The sequence below is a fragment of the Trinickia symbiotica genome, assembly GCF_002934455.1.
Lineage (GTDB): Bacteria > Pseudomonadota > Gammaproteobacteria > Burkholderiales > Burkholderiaceae > Trinickia > Trinickia symbiotica.
This window is the reverse complement of record NZ_PTIR01000021.1, coordinates 48,185-64,586: the sequence shown is the minus strand read 5'-3', so window position 1 is coordinate 64,586 and position 16,402 is coordinate 48,185. Positions and strand designations below refer to the sequence as shown.

Annotated in this window: 15 protein-coding genes; 3 read left to right on the top strand and 12 right to left on the bottom strand. The window is 64.1% G+C overall.

The genetic code is table 11. The features are described from left to right. Window positions 1–108: 108 nt before the first annotated feature. From B0G57_RS24820 to B0G57_RS24805, 4 genes are all read right to left on the bottom strand, one after another. Window positions 109–1,605, bottom strand: coding sequence for an efflux transporter outer membrane subunit (locus tag B0G57_RS24820; protein WP_018440820.1), 1,497 nt, complete (start codon window positions 1,603–1,605; stop codon window positions 109–111). Between the two features lie 154 nt (window positions 1,606–1,759). Further along, complete coding sequence (locus B0G57_RS24815) at window positions 1,760–2,029, bottom strand: hypothetical protein (RefSeq protein ID WP_018440822.1); 270 nt, start codon at window positions 2,027–2,029, stop codon at window positions 1,760–1,762. A 342-nt stretch (window positions 2,030–2,371) separates the two neighbouring features. Beyond that, window positions 2,372–2,779 (bottom strand): DUF4399 domain-containing protein, encoded by a 408-nt coding sequence (locus tag B0G57_RS24810; RefSeq protein ID WP_051090034.1) that lies wholly within the window; start codon window positions 2,777–2,779, stop codon window positions 2,372–2,374. A gap of 131 nt (window positions 2,780–2,910) precedes the next feature. Then, on the bottom strand, window positions 2,911–3,333 hold the full coding sequence (locus B0G57_RS24805; RefSeq protein ID WP_026229690.1) for a DUF4399 domain-containing protein: 423 nt from the start codon (window positions 3,331–3,333) through the stop codon (window positions 2,911–2,913). A 224-nt stretch (window positions 3,334–3,557) separates the two neighbouring features. On the opposite strand from B0G57_RS24805, the gene B0G57_RS24800 reads away from it, so the two are divergent. Continuing rightward, window positions 3,558–4,700 (top strand): formylglycine-generating enzyme family protein, encoded by a 1,143-nt coding sequence (locus B0G57_RS24800; protein ID WP_018440825.1) that lies wholly within the window; start codon window positions 3,558–3,560, stop codon window positions 4,698–4,700. 84 nt (window positions 4,701–4,784) lie between these two features. On the opposite strand, the gene B0G57_RS24795 is transcribed toward B0G57_RS24800, so the two are convergent. The 8 genes from B0G57_RS24795 to B0G57_RS24760 all read right to left on the bottom strand — a co-directional run bounded on the left by B0G57_RS24795 (window position 4,785) and on the right by B0G57_RS24760 (window position 13,450). Continuing rightward, window positions 4,785–5,906, bottom strand: coding sequence for an ABC transporter ATP-binding protein (locus B0G57_RS24795; protein ID WP_018440826.1), 1,122 nt, complete (start codon window positions 5,904–5,906; stop codon window positions 4,785–4,787). Further along, window positions 5,894–6,646 carry an HAD family hydrolase gene (locus tag B0G57_RS24790; protein ID WP_018440827.1) on the bottom strand — a complete coding sequence of 251 codons (753 nt, stop codon included), beginning with the start codon at window positions 6,644–6,646 and terminating at the stop codon, window positions 5,894–5,896. Before B0G57_RS24790 ends, B0G57_RS24795 begins: the two co-directional genes overlap by 13 nt. Then, window positions 6,643–7,509 carry a carbohydrate ABC transporter permease gene (locus tag B0G57_RS24785; RefSeq protein WP_018440828.1) on the bottom strand — a complete coding sequence of 289 codons (867 nt, stop codon included), beginning with the start codon at window positions 7,507–7,509 and terminating at the stop codon, window positions 6,643–6,645. The genes B0G57_RS24790 and B0G57_RS24785 overlap by 4 nt, the downstream gene beginning before the upstream one ends. Then, window positions 7,506–8,444, bottom strand: coding sequence for a carbohydrate ABC transporter permease (locus B0G57_RS24780; protein ID WP_026229691.1), 939 nt, complete (start codon window positions 8,442–8,444; stop codon window positions 7,506–7,508). The genes B0G57_RS24785 and B0G57_RS24780 overlap by 4 nt, the downstream gene beginning before the upstream one ends. 139 nt (window positions 8,445–8,583) lie before the next feature. After that, complete coding sequence (locus tag B0G57_RS24775; RefSeq protein WP_020566197.1) at window positions 8,584–9,927, bottom strand: ABC transporter substrate-binding protein; 1,344 nt, start codon at window positions 9,925–9,927, stop codon at window positions 8,584–8,586. Window positions 9,928–10,096: 169 nt separating this feature from the next. Further along, a complete protein-coding gene (locus B0G57_RS24770; protein ID WP_018440831.1) occupies window positions 10,097–10,873 on the bottom strand; it encodes an L-iditol 2-dehydrogenase in 777 nt (258 codons plus the stop codon). Window positions 10,874–11,143: 270 nt separating this feature from the next. Beyond that, window positions 11,144–11,899 carry a YoaK family protein gene (locus B0G57_RS24765; protein WP_026229692.1) on the bottom strand — a complete coding sequence of 252 codons (756 nt, stop codon included), beginning with the start codon at window positions 11,897–11,899 and terminating at the stop codon, window positions 11,144–11,146. A gap of 96 nt (window positions 11,900–11,995) precedes the next feature. Continuing rightward, window positions 11,996–13,450, bottom strand: coding sequence for a xylulokinase (locus tag B0G57_RS24760; protein WP_026229693.1), 1,455 nt, complete (start codon window positions 13,448–13,450; stop codon window positions 11,996–11,998). A 346-nt stretch (window positions 13,451–13,796) separates the two neighbouring features. Between B0G57_RS24760 and B0G57_RS24755 the strand changes: the two genes are divergently transcribed. Next, complete coding sequence (locus B0G57_RS24755; protein WP_018440834.1) at window positions 13,797–15,605, top strand: methyl-accepting chemotaxis protein; 1,809 nt, start codon at window positions 13,797–13,799, stop codon at window positions 15,603–15,605. A 593-nt stretch (window positions 15,606–16,198) separates the two neighbouring features. Further along, a complete protein-coding gene (locus tag B0G57_RS24750) occupies window positions 16,199–16,381 on the top strand; it encodes a Flp family type IVb pilin (RefSeq protein ID WP_018440836.1) in 183 nt (60 codons plus the stop codon). Window positions 16,382–16,402: the final 21 nt, after the last annotated feature.

The window sequence follows — 16,402 nt, the reverse complement described above, 5'->3', positions numbered from 1 at the left end:
GTGTCCAAAGTGTAGGCGACGCGGTGCGGCAGTCAATCGGTGCGCGCCGTGCCTCAAGCGCGGCACCGCTCGTCGCCTCTTCGATCGTGTGCATGGCATCGGTCCCGATCAGTGATTGGCGGCCAATTCATGAGCGCTGGGAGAGCGCGTGTCTGCGCCTTTCTCGTCGGCGACGACCACCTCGGGCCAGCCGCCGCCGATCGCCTTGTAGAGCGTCACCGTGTCGGCGAGGATCTGCTGATGATTGGCGACGAGCGCGAGCTCGGCCGCGGCAAGCGAGCGCTCCGACTCGAGCACCTCGAGTTGCGACACGATGCCTTCTTTCAGTTGCGCCTCGACCTGCGCGGCCACGAGTTGCAACCGCGCGTTCTGCGCTTCAAGCTCGACGCGCTGCTGCTTGTGCGCGGTGAGATCGACGAGCGCATTCTCGACCTCCTCGAACGCCGCGAACACGGTCTGACGATACTGCTGCCGCGCGAGCTCGCTTTGCGCCTCCGTCGTTTTGATATGGGCCTTCACGCTCGGATCGAACATCGGCAGATCGATGCTCGGCAAGAAGCTGAACGTGAACGCTTTCATCAAGTCGGTCAGCGCGAACGCCGCCGTGCCGCCGCGGCCCGTCAAGCTGATGCTCGGCAATTGCGCGAGCTTGGCGGCGCCGATCTCGTCGTACGATTCGAGCACGCGAAATTGCGCGGCGACGACGTCGGGCCGGCGCGCGAGCAGTTGGGCCGGCAGCCCCATCGGAACATCGGGCAGCTTAATCCGCTCGCGCAAGTGACCGACGGGAACCTTGAACTCGCCCGCAGGCACGCCGACGAGCGTGGCCAGCGCATTCTCGGCGAGATCGCGCGAGCGGTGCAGTTCGATGAGCTCGTTCGCGAGCCCGTTGATTTCCGCCTCCTGCCGCAGCACTTCGGTTTGCGGCACGACGCCGTTCGCGTACATCGAGCGATAGATCGTCAGAATCTGCCGATTCTTGTAGAGCGTCTTTTGCTCCTCGTCGATCTGATCGTCGAATTGAAGAATCTGAAAGTAGGTGCTCGAGACGCCGGCGACGAGCGTCAGATACCCTGCGCGCCAGTCCGCCTCGGTCGCATGGAATTCCGCCTTTTGCGCTGAGACGCCTTTCGCGACCTTGCCCCAGATGTCGATGTCCCAATTCACCTGTGCGCCGAGGTTGTAGGACTTCGTGACCGGCTGGTGCGTGTTCTTTTCGATGTCGACACCCGCGCCGAGATCGGCGCTCGGCAGCGCGCCGGCACGCGCCTCGCCGATTTGCGCGCCCGCGATGCCGATGCGGGCGGCAAGCACCTTGATGTCGACGTTCCCGCTGATCGCCTTGTCGATCAGCGTGTCGAGATAGGGGTCGTCGAATGCCTTCCACCACTGCGGATCGACGGTATCCGCGGCCGACACGCGATGATCCACGTGCGCCCAATTCGTCTTCGCGGGCGTATCCGGGCGCTGGTAGGCCGGGATCTTCAGATCCATGCAGCCCGAGAACGCCGCCGCGCAGACTCCTGCTGTCACGACGCGAGAAAAGAACGAACGTGCAACGACGCGGCTGAGGACGGTGCCAACGGAACAGATCGACGTGTTCACGACGGGCTCCTTTCGGAATGTCGGCGAGCGGTGGGGGACGGCGGGGCGGTGGGCGATGCGGCCGATATCGGCTGGCTCTTTCGGGCCGGGCCGCCGTCAGGTCAGGCGATGTGCCGCCTGACGGACGGCTCGCGGCTCGAGCGCGTGAATGCGATCAGAAGTTGATCGTGTTCTTCGCGCTCTGCGACGGGTTGACCGTCGAGTGGATGCCGGAAGAGAACGCGACATCGTTGCCCGTGTTGTTGACGATGCTGTTCGACTGGCTGATCAGCTGTTGCGCGCTGAAGTTCGTCGTGTCAGTGACGTGAACGGGCGAGTAGTACGGCAGAGGCAAGTAGCCGAGCGTACCGCCGCGTACGGCGGACATGGCGCGGGCGTCGAGTTCTTTGGCGGCACCGAGGTCTTCGATCATGAGCGATTTCATGGCAGTTCTCCTGAAGGCAAGTAAAGATAAGGCTGGGTTTCGAATTGAGCTGCAATGTGTTGCGGGCTCGAGCCTTCTACTGCACAGGGTGTGCCATGCGTGCCCGTGACGATGCGCAGCAGCCCGCAAGTGCTTGCCAGATAAGGGGCTCAGCGCTGACAGGGGCTTTGCGCGCACGCGCGCCGAGGAACACTGCGCATCGAGAGTGATGGCGGTACGCCGACAGTCACGGGACGAGGTGTCGGTCGATAACCGACATGCGGATGCTGATGCGGATCGAGATGCGGACGCGCTCGCCGTCGGAACAATGCCGCCGATTGCGGACACGTTTAAGCGCCCGCCTCATTTCACGTAGATCGTGATCTTCTTCGAGAAGACGGGGGGATTGTGCGGGACATGATTCTCATCGCCGAGCAGCAGTTGCAGCGTGTGCTTGCCCGGTGGCAACTCGATCATCGTTTCAGTCTGGCCCGCGCCGAAATGCAGGTGGTTCCGGTCGGACGGAATCCTTTGGTCCATCGGCGGCAGGTCGGTATCGATGAGCAGATGGTGGTGGCCCGTATTCGGGAAGCTCACGCCGGCCGGCGCGACGCCCATGTAGCGGAGTCCGAACCAGACTTTGAACGGCTTGCCGGCGGGCAGCACTTGGCCATCGTTTGGCCAGCCGATATAGACGAGCGCGCGCGGATCGGCCGGCGTACCGCCCGCAAAGGCTGGAGCTGCAGTGATCGAAATCGCCAGCAGCATCATTGCGAGCGTTGCTACGATGAAAGACAGGAATCGTGCGGCGATTGCGGAGAAACCGAAGCGATGGTTCATGACGTGAGCTCCGACGTTTCATCAAGCCTTGCCTGCTCGGGGCGAGGGCGGTGGGCGTCCAGTCACTCGACCGTTATCGTGATCTTCTTCGAGTAGACCGGCGGATTGTGTGGGACGTGGTTGTAGTCGCCCATGAGCAACTGCAGCGTATGCTTGCCCGGCGGCAGCTCGATGCGCGCCTCCGTTTCGCCCGCACCGAAATGGAGATGGTTTCTGTCCGACGGAATGGCCTGGTCCATGGGTGGCAAGTCGGCATCGATCAGCACATGATGATGACCCGTGGCAGGCCGGTCGACGCCCTTCGGACACACGCCCATGTTGGTCAGCCCCATGCGGAGCCAGAACGCGCCCTTGATGCGGGCGCCGTCGTATGGCCAGATGATGTAGACCTGCGCGCCAGGCGGCGAGGGCGTGGGGCCGGCGAACGCAACGCGCGGCGCCACGCCGGCGACCACGCATGCGATGAGCATCGTTCTCCGTTGCATGGCCGCCCCCTCCTCTTCGCGATTTCCCGCATAGCGGTTCCGGTCGCCCGGCGCGATCTTTCTGATTCGAGCGGCGCATGCCGACGCTCGATGGGCCGCGACAGGCTAGAACCGTATGCTGGCCCATGCGCATGGGGCGCCACTGCGCGCTGGCGCACAGACTGCGCGTTCTTCCTTGCGCGCAAACTGCTGCTATCGATATCGATGCCCGAACGGGGGTTTCAATGCTGCCAAGACTGCTGTGCATTGCGCTCCTCGCGTCGACGGTCTGCACGGGGGCTGGCCTCGTGCACGCCGGTGTGCTGCCGAAAGACAGCAGCGAGCAGTACGAGATCACGTTCTGGGAGTCGATCAAGGACAGCAACTACGCCGGCGACTACGAGGCCTACCTGAAGGCGTATCCGAATGGTCGTTTCGCGCCGCTCGCGCAAGCGCGCCTCGCTCGCTTGCGCGCCGCCGCGTCGGCGACGCCGCCAACGTCGGCGGGAAAGTCGCCGACGGCACCAGCGCCTCCAACCGCCGCGCCGAACACGCGACCGGCTCAGACACCGACGCCCGCTGCGAAGGCACCACCTGCGACAGCGGCTTCGAGCGCGCCACCCGCCGCGGCCGCGGCACCCCCGGCGCCCGGCCCTTCCGCCGCCGCGAGCGCGCATGAGATCAAAGATTGCGCCGCCTGCCCGGCGCTCGTCTCGATCGCGCCCGGCAGCTTCGTCATGGGGACCAATGCGGACGATCCTTCGGAGCGGCCACCTCATCGCGTGACGATCGACCACGCGTTCGCGCTCGCGAAATACGTCGTGACAGTCGCGCAATGGAATGCGTGTGTCAGCGCGCGTGCATGCGCACCGCTCGCGAGCGACAACAGTACGTCACCCAACGCGCCCGTGCACGATGTCAGTTGGGACGATGCACAGCAATACGTGGCGTGGCTGAGCAAAACGACGGGCAAGCACTACCGCCTGCCGACCGAGGCCGAATGGGAATACGCGGCGCGCGGCGGCACGACGACACGCTACTGGTGGGGCGATGAAATGCGCGCGGGCAAGGTGAACTGCAAGGACTGCGGGCAGCCGTGGCACGACGAAGCTCCGGCCGATGTGGGCTCGTTCGCTGCCAATCCGTTCGGTCTCTACGACATGGGGGGCGGTGTCTGGGAATGGGTCAGCGACTGCTGGCACATCTCGTACAAGAACGCACCGGCCGACGGCCGTTCGTGGGACGAGCCCAATTGCCAGTCCCACGTGATTCGCGGCGGCTCATGGCGCGACGGCGCCTCGTATATGCTCACGGCCACGCGCTTCAAGTACGACAGCGGCGTTCGCTACACGGCGAACGGGTTTCGCGTCGCGCGTGATGTGAAGTGACGAGCAAAATCCGGTTGCGCGCATGAAGCTTCGGCTTCTCGTGTCAGCGCTTCACCGCGCACCCGGCGCAATCGTTCAAACAGCCTACGCCGCCGACAGCACCTCGACGATCTTGCGCTCGAACGCGTGTCCTTCCTCGTCGAAGAGATGGCAATGCTCCGGGTCCGCGCCGAGCTTCAGCGCTTCGCCGCGCTCGTGCCGCTCGAGCGGCGGAATGCGCGCGATCAAGCCATCGGCCGCGACAGGCGAATCGGCGTAGAGATAAGCCGCATCGCCGAGCGATTCGACCGCCGTAACGGTCGAAGCCACGCCAAACTCGGTCGCCCCCGCCGCGCGCGTATGGAGGTGCTCGGGCCGAATGCCGACGGCTACGCGCGTACCTCTTTGCACGCCGCGCGGCTCGACGGCCACGCGTTGCGTCTCGCCGGTCTCGTAGCGAACGAGCACGCCGTCGGCGTTCGTCTCTTCGACGACGCCCGAAAGAAAGTTCATCTTCGGTGAGCCGATGAATCCGGCCACGAAGCGATTGGCCGGCGCATGATAGAGACGATTAGGACTGCCGACTTGTTCGACGTTGCCGGCCGACATCACGACGATCTTGTCCGCGAGCGTCATCGCCTCGACCTGATCGTGCGTGACGTAGATCATCGTCGTCTTGAGCTCGTCATGCAGCCGCGCGAACTCGAGCCGCATCTTCACGCGCAGCGCCGCATCGAGGTTCGAGAGCGGCTCGTCGAAGAGAAAGACCTTAGGCTTGCGCGTGATCGCGCGTCCGATCGCGACGCGCTGGCGCTGCCCGCCCGAAAGCTGCTTCGGCTTGCGGTCGAGCAGATGATCGATGTGGAGGATCTTGGCCGCGTTGCGGACGGCCTCGTCGATCTCGGGCTTTTTCGTGCCGGCGAGCTTGAGCCCGAATGCCATGTTGTCGTAGAGCGACATGTGCGGGTAGAGCGCGTACGACTGGAACACCATCGCGATGCCGCGCTTTGCGGGCGGCACCTCATTCATCCGCGCATTGTCGATTGTGAGATCGCCGGCGCTGATCTCTTCGAGCCCCGCGATCATGCGCAAAAGCGTCGATTTCCCGCAGCCGCTCGGGCCGACGAAAACGACGAATTCACCGTCGGCGATATCGAGGTTGACATTCCTGAGCACCTCATGCTCGTCGTAGCGCTTCGCAACGCCGCGCAAAGTCACGCTTGCCATGATTCGTCTCCTTTGATGTTCGTTGCCAGGCGCGCGCTTTCGAGCCGCGCCTCGATCCATCGATCGACGAGCGCTGGCAACTCGCGCATATCGTCGAACACATGTTTCGCACCGGCGGTGATGAGCGCTTCCATCTGCGCCCGGGTGGCGTGTCCGCCGCCGACGAAGCCTAGTACGGGCATGCCCGCCGCGTTCGCGGCCGCCACGCCGGCCACGCTGTCCTCCACGACGAGGCACGCCTCGCGCGCGACACCGAGCGTATCGGCCGCGGCGACGTAGACATCGGGCGCGGGCTTCGGTCGAGCAACGCGATCCGCGCAAAAAAGCCGTGTGCCGAAGAAACGCCCGAGCCCGGTACGCGCGAGGACGGCCTCGACATAGCCGGTATAGCTGTTGCTCGCGCAAGCCTTCGTCAGCGCGATCTGCGAGAGCGCCGCCTCGACTCCGTCTACGACGGGCGCTTGGCGCGCCGCCGCCTCCACCGAGCCGCGTATCGCATCGATATCGGCGGCGGTGAGCGTCTTGCCGAGCGCAACCGCGCTTTCCTCGAGCACGCGCTCGATGCGCAAGCCCAGGAGCGGCAGCACCACAGGCTCGATATCGCTGTCGGGCCACCGCGCGCTCAACTCGCGCACGAGCATGCTCGCCGCCACAGTCTCGCTATCGATGAGGACGCCGTCACAATCGCAAATGAGCAGACGCGCCTCGCGCGATGCTTCGTCGCTCGCTTCTCTCGTCATTTGACGGCCCCGAACGTGAGCCCGCGCACGAGCTGCTTTTGCGACAGCCAGCCGACGAGCAGAATCGGCGCGACGGCGAGCAGCGAGGCGGCCGACAGCTTCGCCCAGAAGAGCCCTTCGGGGCTCGAGTACGACGCGATGAACACGGTGAGCGGCGCGGCGGCCGAGCTCGACAGATTGATGCTCCAGAACGCTTCGTTCCACGAAAGAATCACGAGCAGCAACGCCGTGGATGCGAGCCCCGGCAACGCCATCGGCATCAGCAGATAAACGATCTCCTGCCAGGTCGCCGCACCGTCGATGCGCCCTGCTTCGAGAATGTCGCGTGGAATTTCGTTGAAATACGTAAAGGCCATCCACACTGCGATCGGCAGATTCATCAGCGTGTAGACGATGACGAGGCCGGAGACGGTATCGAGCAACCCGACGTCCTTCCAGAGCACGTAGATCGGCACGAGCACGCCGACCGACGGCATCATCTTTGTCGACAGCATCCAGAGCAGCAGCTTTTGCGTGCGGCGCGTCGGAAAGAAGGCCATCGTATAGGCGGCCGGCACGGCGAGCGCAAGGCACAAGACGGTCACGCCGACGGAGATCAGAATCGAATTGCGCGCGAACGCGAAGTAGTCGCTGCGAGCGAAGACCTCGCGGAAGCTGTCGAAGGTCGGCGAGAAGACGAGCGACAGCGAGTAGGCATCGCGCTCGGTCTTGAACGCGGTGATCGTCATCCAGAAGATCGGGAAGAAGAGCGCGATCGAGATCAGCCACGCGAGCGCGCCGGGCAGCACGCGCTTGACGGCGCCGAGTGCCGGCACCGTGATGTGCACGGGCGGGCGCGCGACAGGTACGGTCGGATTGCTCATTTTTCGTACTCCCCTTTCAAGTTCTTCGCGAGCATGCGCACTAGGAAGAACGCCACGATGTTCGCGAGCACCACCGCGAGAATGCCGCCCGCCGATGCGAGGCCGACATCGAACTGCTGTAGGCCCAGCGCGTAGATCAGGTACGAGAGGATCGTCGTCGCGTTGCCGGGCCCGCCCGAGGTCGTCGTATAGATCTCGGCGAAGATCGACAGCAGGAAAATCGTCTCCATCATGACGACGACGGCGATCGCGCGCCTCAGGTGCGGCAGCGTGATATAGAAAAACATCGACAACGGTCCCGCGCCGTCGATGCGCGCGGCTTCCTTTTGCTCCTCGTCGAGCGACTGGATCGCCGTGAACAGGATGAGGAAGGCGAACGGCAGCCATTGCCAGGCGACGATGACGACGATCGACGAGAGCGGATAAGTGGCGAACCAGTCGATCGGTCGCAACCCGAGCCCACGCATCGCGGCGGCAACGATGCCGTAGACCGGATGCAGCATCATGTTCTTCCAGATCAGCGCGCTGACGGTCGGCATGACGAAGAACGGTGCGATGGCGAGGAGCCGCGCGATACCCTGCCCGACGAACTTGCGATCGAAGAGAACGGCCATGAGCACGCCGCCGACGACCGTGATGACGAGCACCCATCCGATGAGTTCGAGGGTATGGATGATCGACGGCGCAAACGACGGATCGGTGACCAGGTAGAGATAGTTGTTCCAGCCGGCGAAGCCTTTTTCGTCGGGATTGAGCAGGTTGTAGCGCGAGAACGAATACCAGATCGTCATCGCGAGCGGTATCGTCATCCAGAGTACAAGGAGGGCGACCGAGGGGGTGGCGAGCCAGCGCGTCGCTCCGGCGCGCCGCTCGGGGGTCGGCAGAGAGGCTTCATGCGCCCCTCCGTGCGTGAGCGGTAAATGAAGATGTCGCATCGTTACGGCCTCCTGATCCCTGTCACCTCGCTACACCGATGAACGGGCCGCCTGCCGCGAGGCCGCAAGCCGCACGACATTCAAGCGGACCGCTGGAACGAGGCGATGCGTGAGGTAAGCATCGCCTCGTCGGCCGGCTTTACTTCTGATAGCCGGCCTGCTTCACGGCGCGATTGGCCGTGGCATTGCCCGCGGCCAGCGCTTGATCGACCGACATCTGACCCGCCAGCGCGCCGGCGATGCTCTGTCCGACCACGGTCCCGAACGACTGGAATTCAGGAATGCCGACGAACTGCACGCCCGTGTAAGGGACCGGCTTCTCCGTCGGGTGGTTCGGGTCGGCCGTCTTGATCGCGTTCTCGACGAATTCGGCGAACGGCGCGGCCTGCTTGTACTCCGGACGGTTATAGGTCGACTCGCGCGTGCCGGGCGGCACCGAGGCCCATCCTTCGTCTTTGGCGACGAGCTCGATGTAGGGCTTGCCCGTCGCCCACTCGATGAACTTCTTCGCGTCGTCCTGCTTCTTCGATGTCTTCGGGATCGCAAGCGCCCATGCCCAAAGCCAGTGCGAGCCCTTAGGCGTGACTTCCGTCGGTGCCGCGGCAAATCCGATCTTGTCGGCCACCTGCGACTGACTCTTGTTATAGAGCATCCCGGCCGCAACCGTGGCATCGATCCACATCGCGCACTTGCCCGAGGTCATCAAGGTGAGGTTTTCGTTGAAACCGTTCGAGCTCGCTCCGGGCGGGCCGTCTTTCTTCATCAGATCGATATAGGAGCTGACGGCCTTTTTCCATTCGGGCGTGGTCAACTGTGCGTCCCATTTATCGTCGAACCAGCGGCCGCCATAGGTGTTCACGCGCGTCGTCAGGTAGGCCATGTTCTCGCCCCAGCCCGCCTTCCCGCGCAAGCAGATGCCATAGACGCCAGCCGACTTGTCGGTGAGCTTGTCGGCGAACTCCGCGATCTGGTCGTAGGTTGGCTTCGGCGGCATCGTGATGCCTTTGGCCTTGAACAGATCCGTGCGATAGAACGTCATCGAGCTTTCGGCATAGAACGGCAAGGCGTAGAGCGTGCCGTTGTACGAAAGGCTGTCTCTCACGGGCTTCATGACGTCGTTCACGTCATAGTCGGCGGGCAGATTCGACATCGGCGAAAGCCAGCCGCGCTTGCCCCACTGCGGTGCCTCGTAGGCGCCGATCATCATCACGTCGAACTGGCCGCTGCCAGTGGTGATGTCGGTCGTCGCGCGCTGACGCAGCACGTTCTCTTCGAGCACGACCCAGTTCAGCTTGATGTCCGGATTGCTCTTTTCGAAATCGGACGACAGCTTCTTCATCTCGATCATGTCGGGGTTGTTCACCACCGCGATCGTGATCGTCGCAGCCATTGCGTTCGCGGCGCCTCCTGCCGCGCAGGCCACCGCTGCCATGGCGATCGCACGGCGCGCGAAACGACGGGCGGAACCGAGGTTGGATTGCATGCATGCCTCCCGCCGGGCCGCCCCAAGGGAGGCATGAGCCCCCTCGGTGGGCAGCGAGCGATAGAGAGCGTGGGGGTGGTCCATAACTTGTCTCCTTCTCTTGTTCGTTGTACGGAACTGCGGGATAGAGCGCTGCGTATCGCGTATCCCCGCACGCAGCGCCGAACGACTAGCTCATCCAGTTGCCGCCGTCGACGTTGAGCGTCTGAGCGGTGATGTAGTCGGCATCGGACGAAGCGAGAAAAACCGCCGCGCCCGTCAGATCGGCCGGCACGCCCATGCGGCCGAGCGGCACGGCTTCGCCCACGAGTCGCTTCTTTTCGCCGAGCGGGCGCCCCTCGTAGCGGGCGAAGAGCGCATCGACCTGCTCCCACATCGGCGTGTCGATCACGCCCGGCGCGATGCCGTTCACGTTGATCTTGTGGGGTGCGAGCGCGAGCGCGGCCGATTGCGTGTAGCTTAGGACAGCGGCCTTCGTTGCGCAGTAATGCGAAACGAGCGCCTCGCCGCGACGGCCGGCTTGCGACGACATGTTGACGATCTTGCCGCCATGGCCCACTTCGACCATATGCCGCGCGACGGCCTGCATCATGAAGAACATGCCCTTCACATTGACGGCGAAGAGCTTGTCGAAGATGTCCCAGGATTCGTCGAGGAGCGGCCGCATATCGAAGATGGCCGCATTGTTGAAGAGGATGTCGATTTGCCCGAAGCGCTCGACGCTCGAGGCGACGATGCGCTCGATATCCGCACGTTGCGTGATATCGGCGGAAATCGCGTGGACACGCTCCGGGTAACGGCGGGCGAGCGGCTGCGCGTAGGCATCCGCCGGCTTCACGTCGACGAGCACGCATTTCGCGCCCTCCTCCAGATAGCGTTGCGCGACCGCTTCGCCGATACCGCTGCCGGCGCCGGTCAGGATCGCCACTTTGTCGTGCAATTTCACGAACCGTCTCCGCTGGGTGATCAATTGACCCGTTTTTATGCTTGTGAACTAACGCTCATTGAGAGAGCATTTGCTCGTGTTGTGATCGAATGATCGGATACGCGCCCGGGACTGTCAAGGCGGGGAAAACCACTTTTTATGGTGCACTGCCACATAAGGGACAAGTTTCGGCAGCTGGGGGCCCAAATCGGGGACGGCGTCAGCCCAGATCAAGGGGATCTACATTTGCCATGCAGGCGTGCCGCCACGGGAAGCGCGGCGTCGTGGCCCCTAGCGCTGCTGCCCCAGCACGTCGTCGATCAACGGCACGACCGCGAGCGCAACCAGCACCGTCGCAAGGGGAACGGTCGACACGAACCCGAGATGCTTGAAGCCGAGCGCGCCCGCCAAGCCGCCGACCAGGAACGACGCCAGCAGCGAGGCCAGCAACGCGAGCCGCTGCCGATCGCATCGCACGAACGCCGAATCTCTCATCGGCCCATTGCGGGGGCCGTTCCAGTAGACGAGCCGGCCAAGTTCGATGCCGATGTCGGTCACGAGCCCCGTCATGTGCGTCGTGCGAATCTCGGCCTTCGAGATCTTCGTGATCATCGCGTTTTGCAAACCCATCACATAGCAGAGCAGCGCCACCGTCGCGGGCACGAAAAGAATGCGATGGGCCTCGAGATTCGAGCCGAGGAGTCCGAAGCAAATCAGCAAGGCAGCCTCGAGGACGAGCGGCAACGCATAATGGCTGCGCAATTCGCGGCGCCTGCCCCAATTGATCAGGATCGCCGACGTCGCGGCCCCGAGAATGAACGAAACCAGCGAAGCCAAGCCCGCACCGGCCATCCCGAAGCTGCCGAGCGCGAGATTGTCGGCGAGCGAGGAGACGATCCCCGACATATGCGACGTGTATTGACCGACCGCGAGAAAGCCGCCGGCATTGGCGGCACCGGCGACGAAAGCGAGCGACCGACCGAGACGGCGGTTTGCCTCGTCGGTGCGCTCAGGCACGGTGAAACCGCGAAGGTATTGGATAGGCATGCCGATCGACTCGTCGTCCTCCGGGCGCTTGAAGCGCAATCGCCGAAATTGCTCGGAGAAACGCGTCAGATCGTAGCACCTAACGCGGCGTTTCGCTTAGGCGACGTCGTTTGACTCGTCTCGCCGCATGTGCCCGAACCAGGGTTCAGCGCACCCATAAAGCGCCAGGAACCGCGCATACCGACCCGCGACGGCCGCATCGCCGCTCGGTCCGGCGACTCGCTCAGCCGGCGGCGCGAGCGCCGGCAGATCGGCCTCGCGCCAATGGCCCCGCGAGAGCCCGGCGATCAGCGCCGCGCCGCGCGCGCCGACGTTCGGGCAGGCCAGCGCGTAGAGTTCCGCGTCGAGCGCATCGGCCAACAACTGACGCCACCGCGCATCGATGGAGCCACCACCCGCGAGGCGCAACTTGCGCACATTTGCCGCACCGGTGCGGATAGCGTCGAGCCCCGCCCGCAACGAGAACGCCACGCCTTCGAACGCCGCACGCATCAAGGTGCCTCGTGTATCGGCGAGGCTGAGTCCCAACCATCCGCCGCGCGCATCGGGGTTCATCCATGGCGAACGCTCGCCGCTCAAGTACGGCAGGAACGTTGGCGCGGCGTCGCCAAGATCGGTTTCGAATGCGGCGTCGTAGGCGGCGGGCCAGCCGGGAAACGAGAGCCATGAGCGGACCGTCTCGAGCGCCACACCCACGTTCTGCATCGCCGCCATGCGATACCACGCCCCCGTCGCTGTGCGATAGCGATGGAGACCGCGCGCGGGTGACGGCTCGCTCGCGGACAGCACGACGATCTGCCCGCCGCTGCCGGTCGTGAGGAGCGCGTCGCCTTCACGTGACAATCCGCTCCCTAGCGCCGCGCTCGCCGTATCCGCCGCTCCCGTCGCGAGTGGGATGCCAGCGCGCAGTCCGAGCTCGCGCGCCGCCGCCACCGACAGCATGCCGGCTTCCGCGTATGAATGAGGAGCGACCGGAGCGAACCACGCGCGCGGCAAGCCTAGCCTCTCGATCAACGCTGCGTCGCATGCGCCCGAAGCATCGGCAAGCGCCGTCGCGCACGCGTCCGATGGGTCGGTTACGACCTCGCCGCCGAGCGCGACGCGCAGCCAGTCCTTCGGTTGCAGCGCCCAGCGTGTCGCCTCGGCCGTGCGTGGCTCATTCGCGACGATCCAGCGCAGAATCGGCCCCGCCATCCCTGGTGCCACCGGATTCGGCTGCGGCTCGCGCCACGCCTCGAGCAAAGTGGCCGCCCGCGTGTCGGGCCAGAGTATCGCCGGTCGCAGCGCTTGCCCGGCGGCGTCGACGAGGACGACGCCGTGCATCTGCCCCGCGATGCCGATCGCGTCAACGGCCTGTCGCTCTTCGACCGGCAAGCGCGCGGCCGCTTCCACCAACGCCCGCCACCAGTCGCCGACATCCGTTTGCGCCCAGCCAGGATGTGGCGTGTTCACGGCATAAGCGGCGCCCGCCGACGCCCGCTCGTGCCCGTCGCCATCGACGATGGCGAGTTTGAGTGAAGCGGTGCCGAGGTCGATACCGAGGAAACGCATGGTGGCGGTCATTGATCTGATGAAAGAAGGGACGCTCGCGATTCGCTGAACGCGTCAGCTCACGTGCCGGTCGGAAGCGCTGCGGCCGACGAACCGTTGTATCGAATCATAAGGGAGTGCTCCGTGAAGCAAGAAGCTGTCGGCACGCGATCGCACCCGAATGCGTGCGCGGCGGCGCGCGGTCGTTTCTCTCCTCAACCTCAAGTCAGCGTGTTTTCTGCCGTTGTCCGTAACGTAGTTGCTTTGACCCGATATCAACCGTGACCCAGTCCGATCGGCGCCGAGTTGCCGAACGAGGCGGCTTGATTCCCTCACCCTCGCTCTAATATCGAATCGACATCCCAACATGATCGTTTCACTCCGTAGCCGCATCCTGATCATTTCATCGGCCACCGTCATCGGTGCGCTCGCCGTATCGGGCACCGCCACCTACCTCACCGTGCGCGCCAATACCATCGACACGATCGAGCAGAATCTCGTCGCAATTTCGAGCGCCAATACGCTCGCCATCGACAAATGGGTCGCGGCGAAAGCGCTGGCCGTGCGCACGACCGCCGATGCGGTCGAGCACGGCGACCCGCAGGGCTTCGTCAAGCTCATGGGCGCGGCGGACGGCTTTCCGATCACGACGGTCGGATGGACGGACAAGACGTTTTTGTCGACGAGCGCCACGACGCCCAAGGACTACGATCCCACCGCGCGTCCCTGGTACAAGGAAGCCGTCGCGGCCGGAAAGCTCATCGTCACGAAGCCGTACGGCGATGCATCGACGGGCGTTCCCTACGTCTCGTTCGCGGCGCCGATGATTCGCAACGGCGAGACGACCGGCGCGCTGAGCGGCGCGGTGCCTCTCGACGGCGTGCGCGAGATCGTCGCGGCGGTGCATCCCACGCCGTCGAGTCTCGCGTTCGTGGTGGCGCGCGACGGCCAGGTCATCGCGTATCCGGATGCAAAGCTCATGCTGAAGCCGGTCAGGGATGTATCGGCGGCACTCACGTCCGATGAGCTGACCTCGCTTGCGAACGCGACGGCGCCGATCGAAGTCGAGCTCGGCGGGGCGACGAAGCTGCTGAAGGCCAAAGCGGTCGAAGGCACCAACTGGTACCTCGTCATCGCGCTCGACAAGGCGGAAGCGACGGCTGGCCTCAGGCACGTGCTGCAAACGCTCGGCGTGGCCTTGGTGTTGCTGACGCTCGCGGCGGTCGGCGCCGCCGCGTTCCTGACTTCTCAGTCGTTCCGCGGCCTCTCGCGCGTGCGCGACGCGATGGCGACGATCGCCTCGGGCAGTGGCGATCTGACGCATCGGCTGCCCGCGTCCGGTGGCGACGAGGTGGCGCAGATCTCGGCCTCGTTCAACGCCTTCGTCGAGAAGATCGCCAACGTGCTGCACGACGTGCGCGCCGGTGTCGAGAACATGAAGATCGCGACGGGCGAAATCGAAATGGGCAACCGCGACTTGTCGCAGCGCACGGAAACGTCCGCCAGCAATCTGCAAACGACGTCGGCGGCGCTCACGCAGCTGACCGCGAGCGTCAAGCAATCAGCGGAAGCGGCGATGCAGGCCGCCCGGCTCGCGACGTCGGCCAGCGAGGCGGCCGCCCGCGGCGGCGAAGTGGTGACGAGCGCCGTCAGCACGATGGATGAGATCAGCCAGTCTTCGTCGCGGATCAGCGAAATCATCGGCGTCATCGACGGCATCGCCTTTCAGACCAACATCCTCGCATTGAACGCCGCCGTCGAAGCGGCGCGCGCCGGCGAAAACGGCCGCGGTTTCGCCGTCGTCGCCGGCGAGGTCCGCACGCTCGCTCAGCGCAGCGCCACCGCGGCGCGCGAAATCAAAGACCTGATTCAGTCGTCGGCATCGAGCGTCGAAACGGGCACTCAGCGCGTGCAGGCCGCGGGTGCCGCGATGCACGAGATCGTCGAGAGCATCGAGCGCGTGAACCGCATCATCGCCGAAATCGATGGCGCCATGAACGAGCAAAGCGCGGGCATCAGCCAGATCGATCAAAGCGTCGCCGAAATGGATAACGCGACCCAGCAAAACGCCGCGCTCGTCGAACAGTCGACGGCCGCATCGGCCACGCTCAACGAGCAGGCACACGGGCTCGCCCGCATCGTCGGGCTCTTCAGGCTGCGTCGCGCTGAAATTTGAGCGACTAGCGCAAAGTGAGCGCCGCCGCGACAGCGGCGCTCTTTGCCGGCGTTTGGATCGTCACAACGACGCCGCGCAAATGACAATCGTCAATTGACAGCCGACTTCGCGCAGTAGCAAGCCCCTCGCATGCCATCGCGTCGATCGTTCGGAGTCCGAATCTTCTTCGCGGCCATAGTTAGCACTCTGAATAGTCTTATTAGTAGTACTACCGACGCTCGAATTCCCTTTGATGGGCACTAGGGGTATACCTGGGTCGCCCAAAGGGACGCCGGCTGGCAAAAGGCGTCCGCCAATTCCCCGAAAGTTAGGAATCCCAAGCATTTGCCGGAATGTTTAGGGATCCGAACTATCGTCCGATGACCATTCTTCATATGTTACCAACCGAAGAAATGACGCATTTTCCCTGCTCATTTCGACGCATTGCGGCGCCGGCTCCACCGATATGCTTTTTATGCGCGGCTGTCAGTACTTGTCCTGATCCGGACTGCGCAAACGTTTGCCGTAAACCTGTTCGAGAGGCGAAATGGTTCCCTCTCGGTCTTGCCAAAGCGGCGCTGCGGCCGACTTCGGCTTACTTCAAGGAGTCATCCATGCTGCGTTTTATTAGTTCCCTCTCGCGCGATGAGCGCGGCGTCAGCTCTCTCGAGTATGCGATTCTGGCCGGCATCGTCGTGGTCGCGCTCGTTTCGGTAGGTACCGTCATCCAGAGCGGTACGAGCGGTATCCCATCGCTTTTCACGGCGCTGATGACCAAGATCACGGGCGCTATTTAATTGATCGTCCGACGAAGTGTC